The organism is Acinetobacter sp. IK31, from assembly GCF_035615195.1.
GTDB lineage: Bacteria > Pseudomonadota > Gammaproteobacteria > Pseudomonadales > Moraxellaceae > Acinetobacter > Acinetobacter calcoaceticus_C.
Map to the genome: position 1 here is coordinate 120,444 of NZ_JANBOB010000002.1, position 16,455 is coordinate 136,898.

At 38.4% G+C, this 16,455-nt stretch carries 14 protein-coding genes; 8 read left to right on the forward strand and 6 right to left on the reverse strand.

The features are described from left to right. Positions 1 to 16 precede the first annotated feature (16 nt). Entirely contained in the window at positions 17 to 778 is a 762-nt protein-coding gene (madM, locus tag MSG66_RS01425; protein ID WP_042896639.1) for a malonate transporter subunit MadM, read from the forward strand. 46 nt (positions 779 to 824) lie between these two features. Here the strand turns inward: madM and MSG66_RS01430 are convergent, their stop codons facing one another. From MSG66_RS01430 to MSG66_RS01450, 5 genes are all read right to left on the reverse strand, one after another. After that, positions 825 to 1,751 (reverse strand): LysR family transcriptional regulator, encoded by a 927-nt coding sequence (locus tag MSG66_RS01430; protein ID WP_324651723.1) that lies wholly within the window; start codon positions 1,749 to 1,751, stop codon positions 825 to 827. Between the two features lie 101 nt (positions 1,752 to 1,852). Continuing rightward, complete coding sequence (locus MSG66_RS01435) at positions 1,853 to 3,271, reverse strand: PLP-dependent aminotransferase family protein (RefSeq protein ID WP_324651725.1); 1,419 nt, start codon at positions 3,269 to 3,271, stop codon at positions 1,853 to 1,855. Positions 3,272 to 3,369: 98 nt separating this feature from the next. Continuing rightward, positions 3,370 to 3,504 (reverse strand): hypothetical protein, encoded by a 135-nt coding sequence (locus MSG66_RS01440; RefSeq protein ID WP_075431368.1) that lies wholly within the window; start codon positions 3,502 to 3,504, stop codon positions 3,370 to 3,372. Positions 3,505 to 3,519: 15 nt separating this feature from the next. Then, positions 3,520 to 4,527 (reverse strand): cytochrome d ubiquinol oxidase subunit II, encoded by a 1,008-nt coding sequence (cydB, locus tag MSG66_RS01445; RefSeq protein ID WP_042896635.1) that lies wholly within the window; start codon positions 4,525 to 4,527, stop codon positions 3,520 to 3,522. Continuing rightward, positions 4,520 to 5,965 (reverse strand): cytochrome ubiquinol oxidase subunit I, encoded by a 1,446-nt coding sequence (locus tag MSG66_RS01450; RefSeq protein ID WP_202742337.1) that lies wholly within the window; start codon positions 5,963 to 5,965, stop codon positions 4,520 to 4,522. The genes cydB and MSG66_RS01450 overlap by 8 nt, the downstream gene beginning before the upstream one ends. A 649-nt stretch (positions 5,966 to 6,614) precedes the next feature. Between MSG66_RS01450 and MSG66_RS01455 the strand changes: the two genes are divergently transcribed. The 4 genes from MSG66_RS01455 to MSG66_RS01470 all read left to right on the forward strand — a co-directional run bounded on the left by MSG66_RS01455 (position 6,615) and on the right by MSG66_RS01470 (position 12,059). After that, positions 6,615 to 7,433 (forward strand): hypothetical protein, encoded by an 819-nt coding sequence (locus MSG66_RS01455; protein WP_324651728.1) that lies wholly within the window; start codon positions 6,615 to 6,617, stop codon positions 7,431 to 7,433. 102 nt (positions 7,434 to 7,535) lie between these two features. Continuing rightward, positions 7,536 to 8,831 carry an acyl-CoA dehydrogenase family protein gene (locus MSG66_RS01460; RefSeq protein ID WP_324651730.1) on the forward strand — a complete coding sequence of 432 codons (1,296 nt, stop codon included), beginning with the start codon at positions 7,536 to 7,538 and terminating at the stop codon, positions 8,829 to 8,831. A gap of 174 nt (positions 8,832 to 9,005) precedes the next feature. Beyond that, entirely contained in the window at positions 9,006 to 10,397 is a 1,392-nt protein-coding gene (locus tag MSG66_RS01465; protein ID WP_324651732.1) for an LLM class flavin-dependent oxidoreductase, read from the forward strand. A gap of 195 nt (positions 10,398 to 10,592) precedes the next feature. Then, a complete protein-coding gene (locus MSG66_RS01470; protein ID WP_133974033.1) occupies positions 10,593 to 12,059 on the forward strand; it encodes an MFS transporter in 1,467 nt (488 codons plus the stop codon). 59 nt (positions 12,060 to 12,118) lie between these two features. On the opposite strand, the gene MSG66_RS01475 is transcribed toward MSG66_RS01470, so the two are convergent. After that, positions 12,119 to 13,303: a hypothetical protein gene (locus MSG66_RS01475; RefSeq protein WP_202742333.1), complete on the reverse strand. Its 1,185-nt coding sequence runs from the start codon at positions 13,301 to 13,303 to the stop codon at positions 12,119 to 12,121. Between the two features lie 440 nt (positions 13,304 to 13,743). Here MSG66_RS01475 and tauA point away from each other — a divergent pair, with 440 nt between their 5' ends. From tauA to tauC, 3 genes are read left to right on the forward strand one after another with little or no spacing between them, the layout of a single operon-like run. After that, the gene (gene tauA, locus MSG66_RS01480; protein WP_324651737.1) at positions 13,744 to 14,784 is read left to right on the forward strand and encodes a taurine ABC transporter substrate-binding protein; all 1,041 of its coding nucleotides are present in this window, start codon (positions 13,744 to 13,746) and stop codon (positions 14,782 to 14,784) included. A 9-nt stretch (positions 14,785 to 14,793) separates the two neighbouring features. Beyond that, complete coding sequence (locus MSG66_RS01485; RefSeq protein ID WP_324651739.1) at positions 14,794 to 15,585, forward strand: taurine ABC transporter ATP-binding protein; 792 nt, start codon at positions 14,794 to 14,796, stop codon at positions 15,583 to 15,585. Beyond that, positions 15,582 to 16,451: a taurine ABC transporter permease TauC gene (gene tauC, locus MSG66_RS01490; RefSeq protein WP_045125344.1), complete on the forward strand. Its 870-nt coding sequence runs from the start codon at positions 15,582 to 15,584 to the stop codon at positions 16,449 to 16,451. Before MSG66_RS01485 ends, tauC begins: the two co-directional genes overlap by 4 nt. Positions 16,452 to 16,455: the final 4 nt, after the last annotated feature.

Consider the following 16,455-nt stretch of genomic DNA (forward strand, 5'->3'; position numbering starts at 1 on the left):
AAAAAGGATTTAAATGATGGACGCTATAATTGCTGTGTTATCAAAAAATGCATTAGTGACTGCCCTTGCCGTAACGGGTTTAATGATGTTTGTTTCCCATTTACTCTCAAAATATTTGACGAAGGGAAAACTACAAAGCTCTGCAATCGCGATTACTTTAGGTTTAGTTGTAGCTTACTTTGCAGGGGTCTATACGCAAGGAACCAAAGGTGTTTCTGATATCGCTATATTTTCTGGATTTGCATTGCTAGGCGGAGCCATGATTCGGGATCTGGCTATTGCTTCAACAGCCTTTGAAGTCGATGTGAAAGAAGTGAAGAAAGCAGGAAAAATTGGTCTAATCGCATTAATGCTTGGTTGTGTGGTGCCTTTTGCTATCGGTGTAATGGTGGCATGGATGATGGGGTATAGAGATCCAATATCAATGACGACGATTGGTGCAGGTGCAATGACTTATATTGTTGGTCCAATTACAGGAACAGCAATTGGTGCTAGCTCAGATGTAATCGCACTTTCTATTGCGATTGGTTTAATCAAGTCTGTATTCTTTATGGTCGGCACACCACTGCTTGCGAAATTCATGTATTTAAAAAGTCCGCGTTCAGCGATGGTATTTGGCGGTTTAGCGGGAACAACAAGCGGTACGGCAGCCGGTTTAGCTGGAACAGATGTAAGACTTGTTCCTTATGGTGCTTTAGTTGCAACCTTCTATACAGGACTTGGTTGCTTACTTGGACCATCCTTATTTTTTATAACGGTTAATGCAATTTTTGGATAATGAAGTGAGTCTAAAATGGTAGCAACTTATTAAATTTAATGAGTTGCTACTTATTCATTTTATGAAAATTCGAAGCAAACATACGACACTCTGCAATCAGTGCGAGTAAATTAGGATCTCGTTCCTTACTTTTTAAAAAAACCAAACCAATTTCTTGTTGCATATGGTATTGCTGTTTTAGGGGAATAAGCTTAACTGAGCTTTCATAAACCGCCGAAATACGACCTGGTAAAAGGGCAAAGCCAACGCCTGAACTGACCATACTAATTAAGGTAAAAATATCGTTCACTTGCAAAGCAACTTTAGGCGAGAAGCCTGCTTTTTTAAAAATAATATCGCTATCGTTATGAGTCGCAAAGCCTTTGGTTAAAGTGAGGAAGGTCTCTTCTTTTAATAGGCTTAAATCAATTTCTTTAAACTCTGCATATTTAGAATCTTTGTTTACCGCCAGAAAAATATCATCTGAAAACATAGGTAAAATTTCAAAGTCATCATCTTGAGTGGTTTCATTTAAAGCCACAATAATCGCATCAAGTTCCGTTGCTTTAAGCTTTTTAACCAAGTCCTGATTTGAGCTGAGTAACAGTTGAATATCAAGTTCACTGCGTCTGAGCTTAAGCCCGCTAATTACATTTGGAATCGTATTTACAGTTAAAGAATAAAGTGAACCTAAATGTAAAACCTTAGCTGCAAAACCTGCGGCTTCTCTAGTTTTATTAACGGTAATGAAAATGTCTTGAACGATTTTTTGCGCCCGTTCTTCAAAAACGTAGGCACTTTTTAAAGGAATGAGATTACGTCCTTCATTTTTAAAAAGCGGGCAGCGTAAAGCGCTTTCTAAAGAGTGCAGTGCTTTGTGAACACTGACATTACTAAGCTCCATTTCTGTCGCAGTTTTAGACAAATTGCCACAGCGCATAAATGCTAAAAAAATCTGTATCTTTTTAAGGGTGAGTTCTTCATCAATTTCCATATTAATCCTTTGAACCTGTTTCCTTTAAAAATATAGATTTAAGCTCTAAAGTTACCACAAAACAGTCACTATAAAATTGGGCTTAGGTCGAAGTACGTTATTTAAGAAACAGCTTCAACCCGCTGTTGAATTGTCTTAATGATTTGTTCTAATGCACTTTGAATTTTGGGTGTCCATTCAAAAGAGCAGTTGATTCTTAAATAATGCTGCTGTGCGGGTAAAACACTAAACAGTGGACTTGGAGCCACCCCAATGTTTTGTTGAATTAACTCTTCATAAATTTGCATACTATCTAAACTATTCGGTAGCTTAACCCAAAGAAAATAACCACTTGGATGGTAATAAACTTCGCAAGAGGATGGCAGATGCTGCTTTAAATAGTAATAAAACTGCTTTTTATAGCGTTCAAGTGAAAGTCTGAGAGTACGTAAGTGCTTTTCATAATGATGATGAGACAAAAATTCAACTAATGCATTTTGAATGAGTGCATTTACTGAAATGGTACTCATGAGTTGTAAATGCTGAATATGATTAGAAAACTTACCTGCATAGACCCAACCAACCCGAAAACCTGCACCTAAAGTTTTAGAAAATGACGAGCAGTGAAGGACTAGATTTTGCTGATCAAAATACTTCATTGAAAGAGGCTTTTGTCCGCCATAAAACAGCTCTTCATAGACATCATCTTCAATTAAATAAATTTGGTGCTCATGAAGTAGCTTAGCAATTTTATATTTAATATCGTCGCTCACCGTAAACCCGATTGGGTTATGGCTGTTTAACATCAACCAACAGACTTTAATTGGGTAATTATTAATAACTTGTTCAAAAGCCTCTAGGTCAAAACCATGTTGAGGATGCTCAGGAATCGTAATAACTTTTAGCCCTAAACGTTCTGCTGCTTGCCAAGCGCCATAAAATACGTTTTGTTGTAATAAAATATAGTCACCCGGTTGAGCAACCGCTTGTAAGGAAAGATTGAGTGCATCCAATCCTCCAGATGTAATGACGATGTCATCTGGGTCGGTCTGAATCCCCTGCATACAGTAGCGTTGAGCAATGAGTTTTCGTAAAGCTAAATTGCCGGGTGGTAGGCTTGTAGTTTGGTCGTAACTTTGTTTCTGACGGGCAAGCTGCCCCATAATTTGAATAAGTTTAGGCGCATATAAAAGCTGACTGTCAGGAAAGGCAGAGCCAAACGGTATGACAGATTCATTTTGAATTGATTTAAGATATTTAAAAACTAAAGAATTAATTTCAATTTTTGAGTTGAGTGAAACAACAGAATATTGCTCTAAAGGTTTAAGCGTAATGAGCTCGGCAACGAAGTATCCCGATTTTTCTTTGGAATAGATCAAACCCTGTGATTCAAGCTCTTGGTAAGCATTCATTACCGTCATTAAACTAAAACCAGAGCGTTGCACCTGATCTCTTAAAGAAGGTAACTTCTCGTGTGCATTTAAAGTGCCACTCTCAATGAGTTGGCGAATGCTATGGGCAAGTTGTTCTGATTTATACATGTATGGGCTGCAAGAAATGACAAAATGAAAGATGCACTGAATCAATAATAAATGCCGCTTGTAGAATCTACAAACGGCATTTGCTTATAAAAATAATTTTACTTCAGATAAGGGGCTGCATAAATCAATATCACTTTAAACAAACCAGCAATAACAGCTAATGCTAAAAATCCACCTAACCATAGCAGAATAAACCATTGGGTTTGAGTCAGTTTAGAAGATAAATTTTTCATAAAACCCTCCTAACTTTAATGATAGCCTTCATCGCCTACACGAACTTTGTCTCGGAATACCCAGTAAGACACAATAGTGTAAGCAATAATAATTGGGATAAGAATGAGTGCACCGACCAAAGCAAACATCTGACTTGAATGCGGGGCTGCAGCTTGCCAGATGGTGACTGATGGCGGAATAATATATGGCCATAAACTAATCACAAAACCTGTAAATGCAAGGAAGACCAGCGCTAAGGTGTATAAAAAAGGTTTTAGGTCATGTTGCTGCTTTTTACACGCTGATAAAATCAGGCCAACAAACAATAAAACCAAAATAGGTACGGGGCTAAAATAGAACAGATTTGGTAAAGAGAACCAGCGATCTGCGATTTCAGGATGAGTCAGAGGTGTATAGAGACTCACACCACCAAAAATAATAAGCAGTGCAATAATCAGCTTTGGCATAAGCTCATACATGCGCTGTTGCAAGTTCTTTTCGGTTTTTAAAATAAGCCAACCACATCCTAACGTTGCATACATGGCAACTACACCAATACCGGTAAAGAAGGTAAATGGGGTCAACCAATCAAGTGATCCGCCAGAAAAAATACCATTGGTGGTTTTTATGCCTTGAATATAGGCACCCAAGATAATGCCTTGGAGGAAGCTGGTTAAGATTGAACCCCAAATAAAAGCTAAGTCCCAAAGGTATTTGGTGCGATGTGCCTTAAAGCGGAATTCGAATGCGACTCCGCGGAAAATTAAGGCAATTACCATAAAGATAATAGGTAGATACAGTGCTGATAAAACCGTTGAGTAAACCAGTGGGAATGCAGCATAGAGACCAGCACCACCCAGTACCATCCATGTTTCGTTACCATCCCAGACAGGAGCCACGGTATTCATCATTACGTCACGTTCCTGACTGCTTTTGATGAAGGGGAACATAATTCCGATCCCTAAATCAAAGCCATCCATGACCACATAAATCAGGACACCTAAACCGATAATACCGACCCATATTAAAGAAAGATCAATCATGACGGTTCTCCCCAGAATTTTGTTTATCGTCAATATTTTCCTCGACAGCACTGAGTGGACGCATTGGTGTTTTAAAGTGTCCAACACCACCAGTTTCAATATTTGGCGTATCGATAAATACAGGGCCTTTATTAATGAGTTTTAAGGTGTAGTAGATACCACTACCAAAAACGATGGTGTAGACCACCACAAAAATAAAGAGACTCAGGCCGACCTGATCTGCAGAAACGGTATGAGAAAGCCCATCTTTTGTTCTCATAATTCCATATACAACCCAAGGTTGACGGCCAACTTCAGTGGTAATCCAGCCTGCGAGCATTGCGACATAACCCGCTGGCCCCATGAGCAGTGCAAATTTATGGAACCAAGAGGTTTCATATAACTTACCGCGTTTACGTAACCAAAGAGCAATTAAAGATAGCGTGACCATGAGTACACCAAGGCCCACCATTACACGGAAACTCCAGAAAATAATGGTTGAATTTGGACGATCTTCAGGTGCGAATTCTTTTAAACCTGTGACTTGGCCATCTAAACTGTGAGTTAAAATTAAACTACCTAAATATGGAACACCCACTTCAAAATGGTTACGTTCTTCTTTCATATCTGGAATTGCAAATAACAGTAGTGGCATAGGTTCATTATGGTTTGTTTCCCAATGACCCTCCATCGCTGCCAGTTTAGCGGGTTGATGCTCACGAGTATTTAAACCATGGTTGTCGCCAATAACGACTTGTAAACATGAAGTCACAAGTACCATCCAGAGGCCCATCGAAAACGATTTTTTAACTAATTCATCACGACGGCCTTTAATTAAATGCCAAGCAGATGTTCCTACGACTAACAAAGAAGAAACTAAAAAGGCTGCGGCACCCATATGGGCAAAGCGGTAAGGGAAGGATGGATTAAAAACGATAGCAAACCAGTCTTTTGGCACAATAATGCCATTTTCGATGGCAAAGCCTTGAGGCGTCTGCATCCAGCTATTGGACGATAAAATCCAGAACATGGAAATACAGGTACCAATTGCAACCATCAGTGTTGCAAAAAAGTGGGCTCGAGGACCGACGCGCCCCCAACCAAACAACATGATGCCTAAAAAGCCAGCTTCTAAAAAGAAAGCACTTAAGACTTCATAGGTAAGTAAAGGGCCGGTAATACTTCCTGCGACTCGTGAAAATTCACTCCAGTTGGTACCGAACTGGTAGCTCATAACAACGCCCGAGACCACTCCCATACCAAATGCAACCGCAAAGATCTTAATCCAATATTTAAAGAGATCTTTATAAATCGGATTTTGAGTTCTTAACCATTTCCATTCCAGAACAGCTAAAAAGCAGGCAAGACCAATGGAGGTGGCCGGAAAAATAATATGAAAGGATACTGTGAAGGCAAATTGTATTCGTGCTAATTCTAAAGCGGTTAGACCGAGGCTCATAAAATTTCCCCCTGTGAACTAGCTGATGATGATAGTGTTAAATGCTTAATTTCAGGTGAAAAAACATTTGGACGATAAAACTTGTAGCTGTGATAAATATTCTTAGCAAGTAAAATGCCAAATGTGTAAAGCAGTGTAATTGCTTGATATTTCAAGAGAATAGAACGATTAATTGTTTTTAATCTGTTAATAAAGTTTAGGCTTGATGTTGCATTTGTAAAAAAGCATGTTGCATTGAAACATTGATGAAATATCTGTTGGTACACATACGTACGTTTCATGAAAACTACCCACCTTAAGAAGTTTTCTTAATCATGCACTGGCAGCTTTTGTATATGTAGATACAGAAATTTTTTATAAAACTATAACAGTCTGGAGCACTTATTATGGGTGCTATAGTTTTTTTTCAATTATCTGTAGCTATGTATCCCTTCATCTAAAGTTCAAAATAAAAATGAACAAGATTTACGGATGACTAAAATCAGCCTTCAAAAACAACATGAATGCGATTTTGTGTTTACATATAAGCACATGATAAATTTCTTCTTTTCTATTTCCTTGTTGTTTTGTTTGAGGTCTGATTATTACGTGGATGATGAAAGACCTTGTTTTAAGTGTAGCTCTTCTAAAATAGCTTGGATGTTAAAAAATGTTTATTACTTCTCAACTAAATATTTTAAATAAAATTATTAAAAATCAGTCTATTCCAATATCAATATCCACTCAATTAGAGCAGACATATGTTAACCTTGAAGCAACTTTATTAAGATCAAAGGTATTAAGAGATTTTTCTAAATCTCACACTGTATATTTAATTCAATCGCATATTCAGGCACAGCAAAGCAGTTTGGCTTATCTATTTTCACCTTTTATTTTTGCGAATCTCAATAAAGCAGCTATTTATACGACGCCCGCTACCGAGCCTGTACTTACTATTCTCAATAAATATTATCAAGCCGAAAAGAAAGTCTTGTTTAAGGTAGATGAGATTCTTGAGAGTCTAAAAATATATTTAGATTTAGAGTTGACCGAACTAGATGATGTTGATTTTGTTTATTTAAGCTTAATAAAGGCACTATGTCGAAGTGATATTTCTACAATTTTTTTAATCACACATTTAGAAGTTGATCTAGACGCTTTAAAGCAACTCGGACAATTTCTAAAGATAAAGATTTATTGGATCAGGTCGGTAAAAAACACTGATTTAAAAGACTTAAATGGGTTAGATATGCGTCAATTATTATTCAAAAATAAAGATGATACTTATGTGCAACTGTGTAGCCAATTTGCACAAATGAATGCACAACTTGTAGGTTTATGCGATACCTTCACTACGTCTCAAATGACCCATTTAATTGATGATATGTTTTATTCAGAGCATATTTTTGAGAAGTTATCTGTCTATTCAGAATACATGCAAACACTCTTGCAAAGCCAACAGAGCGTAAAGCTCAAAAAGATATCTTAGCTTATTGCTTATATAAAGAATGAATACTGTTATATAAAAATAATCGTTTTCATGTGAAATAAATATTTTATGGTAAAGCAAAGCAATAGTGGTTTTCCATAAATGACAAATTTAAATTTTGAATATCATCTCGGTTCATTGACACATGCTGCACTTAGTCAAGCGTCTCAAATCTCGCGAGTTTGGGGACAAGGGCCTTCTGAACGTTATGATGAATTAGCTCAACATTTTAGACCGACCTTCGCGCGTATTAAAGAAGGTGCCTTGGTCCGTGAGCAACAGCATATTTTGCCATATGAACAACTTCAGTGGCTCAAAGATATTGGTTTTACAAGATTACGACTTCCTAAAGCACATGGTGGCTTTGAGGCAACCATTCCTGAGTTGTTCGCATTATTAGTTGAGTTGGCTGAAGCAGACTCAAATTTACCGCAAGCTTTGCGAGTGCATTTTGGTTTCACTGAAGACGTGCTGGTCACCAAGAATAAAGCGTTTCAACAGCGCTGGCTCAGTCGAATTGCACAAGGCGAAACAGTGGGCAGTGCATGGTCTGAAGGTGGAAAAGAGTCAATTGATCAGTTCGAAACTCATTTATATCGGGATGCTGACGGAAAAATTCGCGTTAAAGGTCAAAAATATTACACCACAGGGAGTCTATATGCGGACTGGGTTGATGTTGGGGTAACTGATTTAAACGGTGAATCCGGCTCAGTCGTTGTGCGCCGTGAAACTGAAGGTGTCGAAATTGTTGATGACTGGAATGGCTTTGGTCAGCAACTTACTGCAAGCGGTACGGCATATTTTCATGATGTACAAGTCGACGAGGCCGAAATTTTACCCGATGATGACCGCTTTAAATATTCGGCTGCTTATTATCAACTCGTGCAACTTGCAATCATTACTGGTTTAGGGCGTGCTGCGACTTATGAGGTTTCACAAGCGGTGGCTAAACGTACCCGCAACTATACTCATGCGAATGCTCAGTTTGTAAAACAGGACCCGCAAATTTTACAAGTAGTTGGGCAAATTCGTGGAGCAGCATATAGCGCAGGGGCGATTGTTGAAAAAGTTGCGCAAAGTTTACAACGTGCTTACTTGGCAGCATTTCAAAATAATGAGCAGCTTGAAGAAGAACAAAATGCGCTTGCTGAGCTTGAAAGTGCGCAGTCTCAAACCGTCATTACCGATTTAATTTTAAACGCATCGACAATTCTATTTGATGCATTAGGTGCATCAGCGATAGATAAAGATTTGAGCTTAGACCGATATTGGCGAAATGTACGCACTTTAGCTTCCCATAACCCAAGAGTGTTTAAAAATCGGATTGTGGGTGACTTTAGCGTGAACGGGACATTACCACCTTATCAATGGCGAATTGGTGAAGTTATTAAAGAGTAAGTTTTAAGTTTATATATTAAGCTGTCTTTAGGACAGCTTAATATTATTTGTAGTATTAAAATAAATTATAAAAATGTATTAGAATAAAATCATATTTTGTTTGGGGTTTATATTATAAAGAATAGATAAAAATTGCTTTAGTATAAAAGTAATTAAAATGCTGGCTGATATTTTATGACTAAGAAGATTAGTTTTAATGCTTTTGAAATGAATTGTATTGCACATCAATCTCCCGGATTATGGAGACATCCTCAAGATCGATCTGTTGAATATAAAGATTTAGAATATTGGACAGATTTAGCACAAATTTTGGAACGTGGTTTTTTTGACGGTATTTTTATTGCAGATGTGCTTGGTACTTATGACGTTTACCATCAAAGTGCTGAGCATGCCTTAACAGGTGCAGTGCAAGTTCCAGTCAATGATCCATTACAGATAGTTCCTGCCATGGCTGCTGTAACGAAGCACTTGGGCTTTGGTGTGACCACATCAATTTCCTTTGAACATCCTTATCCTTTTGCTAGACGTATTAGTACCCTAGACCATTTGACCAAAGGACGAGTTGGATGGAATATCGTGACTTCTTATTTGGAGAGTGGTTCAAAAAACTTAGGCTTAAAAACTCAGGTCAATCATGACAACCGTTATGATATTGCCGATGAATATTTAGAAGTGCTCTATAAACTTTGGGAAGGTTCTTGGGAAGAAGGTTCGGTACTACGCGACCGTGAAAACGGTATATTCGCTGACCATAAAAAAGTGCATCCAATTCAGCACGAAGGTAAGTATTTTACTGTACCGGGCATCCATATTTGTGAGCCATCACCACAGCGTACACCTGTGTTATATCAAGCAGGTGCATCATCTCGTGGCCAGAAGTTTGCCAGCCAAAATGCCGAATGTGTATTCATTGCAGCACCTTCTAAAATTGCGACTAAAAAGATTGTACAAGGCATTCGCCAGAAATTGGCTCAAGAAGGCCGCGACCCTTACTCAGTTAAAATTTACGCGCTCTTGTCGATTGTGACAGATGAAACCGATACAAAAGCTCAAGCTAAGTTTAAAGAATATCAAAGCTATGGAAGCTATGATGGCGCTTTAACTTTGCTCTCGGGTTGGTCAGGAGTTGATTTTTCACAATACCAACCGACTGATAAAGTGGAATATATTCAAACCAACGCGATTCAATCTTTACTAGACTCTTACGTGAATGCGGACCCTGAGCGAGTCTGGACTATTGAGGAAATCGCAAACTGGAATAGTCTAGGTGGGAACGGACCAGTATTGGTGGGTTCAGCAGAAACAGTTTCCGATGCTTTACAAGAATGGGTTGAAGATACCGATGTAGATGGCTTTAACCTTGCCTATATTTTGGCTCATCAGACCTTTGCAGATGTTGTAGAGTTTATTGTCCCAGAGTTGCAAAAACGCGGGGTATATCAAACTTCATATGCACAAGGAACATTAAGAGAAAAATTATTCGGTGCAGGACCATATTTACCAGAAAATCACCGCGGTGCAAAATATCGAAATCTAAAAGAATTAAAACTGGCACAAGCAAGTTAATATCTTGAATTTTATTTAAATGAAAGCTGGTTTAATACTGGCTTTTATTTTATTTGTTTTTATATCGGTTTTATTGCTGAGTTAATGATGAAAAGATAATTCTATAATTCAGATTAAAAAATAAGATTAATTTGTTTTTATATTATCCCAGTAGCCATTATGTTGTTTCTGTTATTAAAATATAGGAAAGATTAAGTGAGCGTACAAGAACTAAATCATGCGCATCGCCATGAAATTAAATCTCCCGATGATGTATCACAATTAATCTCCAAATTTGCGGGAAAGGGTAAATCTAATAAAGTCATTTGGTTGGCACTGATTGGTGTATTTATTGATGCCTATGATTTGACGACGCTCTCTTTCGGTATTGAGCAGGTCATATCAGAGTTTTCTTTAAGTCCTGTTATGACTGGTGTGGTTGCTTCGGCAATTGTCTGTGGAACCATTGTAGGTAATTTAATTGGCGGTTGGCTAACGGATAAAATCGGTCGTTATCGAGTGTTTATGGCTGACATGGTGCTGTTTGTTATTGCGGCCATTGTGGCAGGCTTTGCACCAAATGTGTGGGTACTCATTTTAGCCAGATTTATTATGGGTATTAGTGTCGGGGTCGATTTACCTGTAGCGATGTCTTATTTATCTGAGTTTTCAAAGTTTAACGGTAGTAGCAACAAGGCAGCGCGTTTAGCCGCTTGGTGCCCAATGTGGTACGCCGCATCTTCTGTCTGCTTTGGATTAGTTTTGGCGCTTTACTTTCTTTTACCACCAGAGCATAGCAACTGGTTATGGCGAGCTTCTTTAATTTTTGGAGCGGTGCCAGCGTTACTCATTATTTTTATTCGTGGTAAATATTTAACTGAATCACCAATTTGGCTGGCTAATCAGGGTGATTTAAAAGGGGCAGCTAAAGTTCTGCAAGAATCCTATGCAATTAACGCTGTAGCAACAGTTGAAAAAGTAGAAAGAAAGGCTGAAACAAAACAACGCGAAGGCTTTGCTGTTTTATTTAATAAAACCTATTTGCCAAGAACGATTGTGGCGATTGTGATTCATATTTCGGTGGCATTTCAGTACACCACAATTGCTTTCTTTTTACCGTCCATTTTGACTCGTTTTTTCCATACTGATGTTTTGACGACCATTACTACAACACTCGGGCTAAATTTACTGTTTGCATTTACAGGAGGGTTGTTGGGGGTATTTGTTGCCAGTAGATTTAAATCTCGTCATGTGTTGCTCACAGGCTTTTTACTCCAATTTATTGCCCTTATTGCATTGGCATTAATTGGTGAGCCGGGCAATAGCTTTTTACTCTACACTGCCATTGGCATGCTCGGTTTATGGCTTTTTGCTGAAGGTTTTGGACCTGGTGCGCAAATGATGGTCTATCCAACTATGGCTTATCCTGCTTCGATTCGTGGTGTTGGCGTTGGGTTTAACCGTGCTGTAACCGGAGTGGCTCAGGCAATTGCTTTGTTTGTGTTGCCGATCTGGATGGCAGGCTACAAAACAGATGTATATCTGATTATTTCTGTGTTTGCTTTTATTCCTTTAATTGTGATTGGACTACTTATTAAGTTTGAGCCAACTGCACAAGATGTAGATGTCATTGACGAAAATAACCCAGACCTTCCACTTAATAATTCACCAGTAATTGATTAGTTAAACCTAAATTTTTTAGATAAAAACAAAGGCCAACATGTGTTGGCCTTTGTTTTGAATTAGAAATAATAAGCAAAGATCACAAACGCTTTTTTATTCCATTTATCGTTAGTTCCGCCAGCCGCTAGGCCCTCACTATCCCCTAAATAAGGGTCATGTTTGCCAATTAGCAACTCGGCTTGTACCGTCAGTTTTTGATAGTTAAACGCAATGCCGGGGATAAAACGGGTTGAGTCTTTAAAGCCGTCTTGCTCTTTTTTATAAGCACTATAATTTAGATAAGGGCGCACCGATGTAATGGGGCCAAATTGTTGAGGAAATAGATAGCTCACTTCGGCTGAATATATCTGGCCTTTGGTTGCTGAGTTAAATGAGTAATCAAAACCACCTAAAGTAAGATGATCTTTGTATTGAGAGTCAGCATTATCAATGTCTTGATAACCTGCCAAAAGCTGTAAGTTCCATTGTTTATAAGTGGTGTTGTTAAAAATTGAATAGACTTGACGATCGCCATCTTGGCCTGAGCGTTTATTTTCAATGGTTGAATACCAAGCAGAGGCACCAAGTTGGCTAGAGAAGTCTTCTTGCCCAGCTATTTTTTTAAATGTATGCGCCCCGCGAACAACAATTGAGTTCTTTTCTTGGGTATTGGTGCCTTGTGGTACAGAATCATCAGCGTTGACAGGGTTGATACTAAATCGACTTGAGTCTTTGCTTTTGCCTCTATAGTTGCCGCCATCGGTAGGATAAAAGGCAAGTTGTGCTTCATTGGTTCCATCATTGAAATCATATTTCACCCCAAGGTTGTGCACATCTTCCCAACCAGCACTATTGGCAATGCCTAAATAATAAGTATTTCCCCAAAAGCGACCCAAGCCAAAAGGGACGGGGTTTAAGCCAGCAATAATTTTACTGTTGTCATTAATTTTATAACCCACCCATGCGTCGGTGAGCCAATTGGCATCGCCTAAACGGCCATAATATTCATACAGCCGATAATCTAGACGGCCAATCCATTTGGGAGAGTTATAGTCTAGCCAGAGCACCGCGTCATTAAAAGAAAATTTGCTAGTCGTGGGATCTGAATCAAAATCATAAATGTATTTTGCCCGAATTGTGCCACTCACTTTGAGTTGACCTTCTTCAGCATTGCCAAAAGTAAGTGCCGCTTGGCTTGAAAGACTGCAACCTATAAGTGCACTGGCAATAAAAGTTTTCTGGATAATTTTATGATGTTTAAGCAAAAGCCTGTTTCTCCTTTTATCAATAAAAAATTAAATTTGTGTCATATATAAACTAGAAAAAATATTGATCAAATCTCAATATTTGCTGAGGTTTTATGATAAAAAGATAATAAAATCATATCATTGTATAAAATAATGAAAATTAATTAGATGCAAAACTCTAGATACGAGAAGCAAAAATAAAAATGATGAAATGAGTAGGATAAAATAATTAGAAGGTCTATGTCAGGTTTTTCTAATCATGTGTTTTTGAATATCGTTTTTAATTATTGATATATAAGTATTTTAATTTTACCTCTAACCTAAAAGATTGCTTGAAGTTTTCTTTTTACCAAAAGATAAAAACTTATGAAGAAAAGTTATTTATCAAAAATAGATAAGCAACTCAGATTTTTTTATTTTTCATTATAAAGCCTGCTGCATACCATGAGCTTATATTATTGAAAGATCATGAAATTATGAGCACAAAGACCAAACCGTTAATTATCACGGCAATTGTGGTAGTCGCAATTGTTGCATTTATCGTATGGCAAAATAAAAAAGACAATAATACAAGTGCCTCAGTTGGTGACAGCAAACCAGTCATCATTGCTTATCAAACTGGAGTTGACCCAAGTAAGGTCGCACAAGCAAATGGGGAATATGAAAAGCATAGTCAACGTACCATTCAATGGAAAAAATTTGATGCGGGCTCAGATGTTGTTAACGCATTGGCTTCTGGTGATGTCGTGCTTGGTAATATTGGTTCTAGTCCACTTGCAGCGGCAGCAAGCCGTGATTTACCGATTGAAGTATTCTTAATTACTTCAAAACTTGGTGCCTCTGAGGCATTAGTAGTCAACAATAAATCTGGTATTAAAACCCCTCAAGATTTGATTGGAAAAACCATTGCTGTACCTTTTGTTTCAACCACGCATTACAGCCTTTTGTCTGCGCTGAAGCATTGGAATATTCCAGAAGATAAAGTAAAGATTATTAACTTGCGTCCACCTGAAATTGCAGCAGCGTGGGAGCGTGGAGATATTGATGCAGCTTATGTGTGGGAACCTGCTTTAAGTAAAGCGAAAGCGTCAGGCACGGTATTAATCGATTCTAAACAAGTGGGTGAATGGGGCGCTCCAACCTATGATTTATGGGTTGTGCGTAAAGACTTTGCAGAGAAAAATCCTGATTTCTTAAAGTCGTTTGTTAAAACCACACTTGAGCAACTCGAAAAATATAATCAAGACCCAGCTGCATACGTTAAAAATGCCGATAACGTTGAAAAAATTGCTCAGTTAACAGGTTCTGATCCAAAAGATATCCCGCTTTTATTAAGTGGAAATATTTACCTTGACCACGCTCAGCAAAAACAAACGTTAGATGGTGAATTCGCGCAAAATATTTTTGATACAGCGAAGTTCTTAAAAGGTCAGGGCAAGGTCGATCAACTTAAAGCCGATTATAAAGGCAATGTGAATTCTTCATTTTTGCAGCCTTAAGGAGTTGTCATGAGTGTACTAGAAGCCAAACATATTCATCTGACTTTTCCTAAACAGCAAAAGCCAGTTTTACAAGATATTAACCTTAAGATTGAAGAAGGTTCTTTAACCGTGATTTTAGGCGAGTCAGGTTGCGGCAAAACAACTTTGCTTAATATTTTGGCAGGGTTTCAAAAGCCGAGTTCAGGTGATGTGCTTGTAAATCATGAAGTGGTAACTGGACCAGATGTAACCCGCGCTGTGGTGTTTCAGGACCACGCATTACTTCCTTGGCTGAATGTTGCAGATAATGTTGGCTTCGCTTTGCAGTTAAAAGGTTTAAAGCGTGCAGATATCGAAGCGCAAGTGAACGCAATTTTGAAAATTGTGGGTTTAAGTCACGTTGAAAAAGCCAATATTTGGGAGCTTTCCGGTGGTATGAAACAACGTGTGGGTATTGCTAGAGCTTTGATTAGTCACGCGCCGTTTATTTTACTCGATGAACCTTTTGCCGCATTAGATGCTTTTACTCGTGAAAATATGCAGCAGTTAGTGCTTGATTTATGGATTCAGCAAAATAAAAGCTTCTTTTTAATTACTCATGACATTGAAGAAGCATTATTGCTGAGTAATCAATTAGTTCTGATGACTGCGCATCCAGGCAAAATTGTAGAAACTCTATATCTTGATTTTGCGAAGCGATATCGTCAGGGCGAGTCTATTCGTTCAATCAAGTCGGATCTTCAATTCATTCAGCTTAGAGAACAGTTATTTGAAAGCTTAAGAGCACAAAAACAAACCGAGGAGGCGTTAACCACATGAGTACTAAAGATAACGTCTATGAATATGACAAAGCAGGGCTAAAACTTAAGCCAGATGTGCAAACAGAAAATCCTTCATTTTTATCGTCATTTTTTGAGAAACATCGAACTCTGGCGGTAAGCATAATCAGTGTGGGAAGTGTTGTTGTGATCTGGTTTCTCATTACTGCTTTGCATGTAGTACCTGAACTGTTTTTACCGAGTCCACAGGCAGTATGGCAAAAATTTATATCGGTAAGCCAAGAAGGCTTTATGAAGGCAACCTTGTGGCAACACTTAGCAGCCAGCATCTCTCGTGTATTTTTAGCTTTGATTGCTGCTGTGGTGATTGGTGTTCCCTTAGGTTTGTGGATGGGGCTGAACAAATGGGTACGTGCAGTTTTAGATCCTTTGGTTGAGTTATTGCGTCCAATCCCACCGTTAGCTTATTTGCCATTACTCGTGATTTGGTTTGGTATTGGTGAAACCACTAAAGTACTTTTGATTTTCTTCTCGATTTTGGCGCCTGTCATTATTAGTAGTGCGCATGGCGTGTTAAGTCATCAGCTTAATCGTGAACGTGCTGCACTGTCGCTAGGAGCGAGTCAGACACAAGTATTTTGGCATGTCATTTTACCAACGGCTTTACCTCATATTATTACCGGTATTCGTATTGGTCTTGGGGTGGGCTGGTCCACATTAGTTGCAGCAGAGTTGGTTGCAGCAGATCGTGGTATTGGTTTTATGGTGCAATCAGCAGCACAGTTCTTAATTACCGATACGGTGATTTTGGGCATTATTGTGATTGCGATTGTCGCAGTTAGTTTTGAGCTGTTTTTACGTTGGTTACAAAAGCAGTTTTCTCCTTGGTATGGTCAGCAGTTGTAGTAAA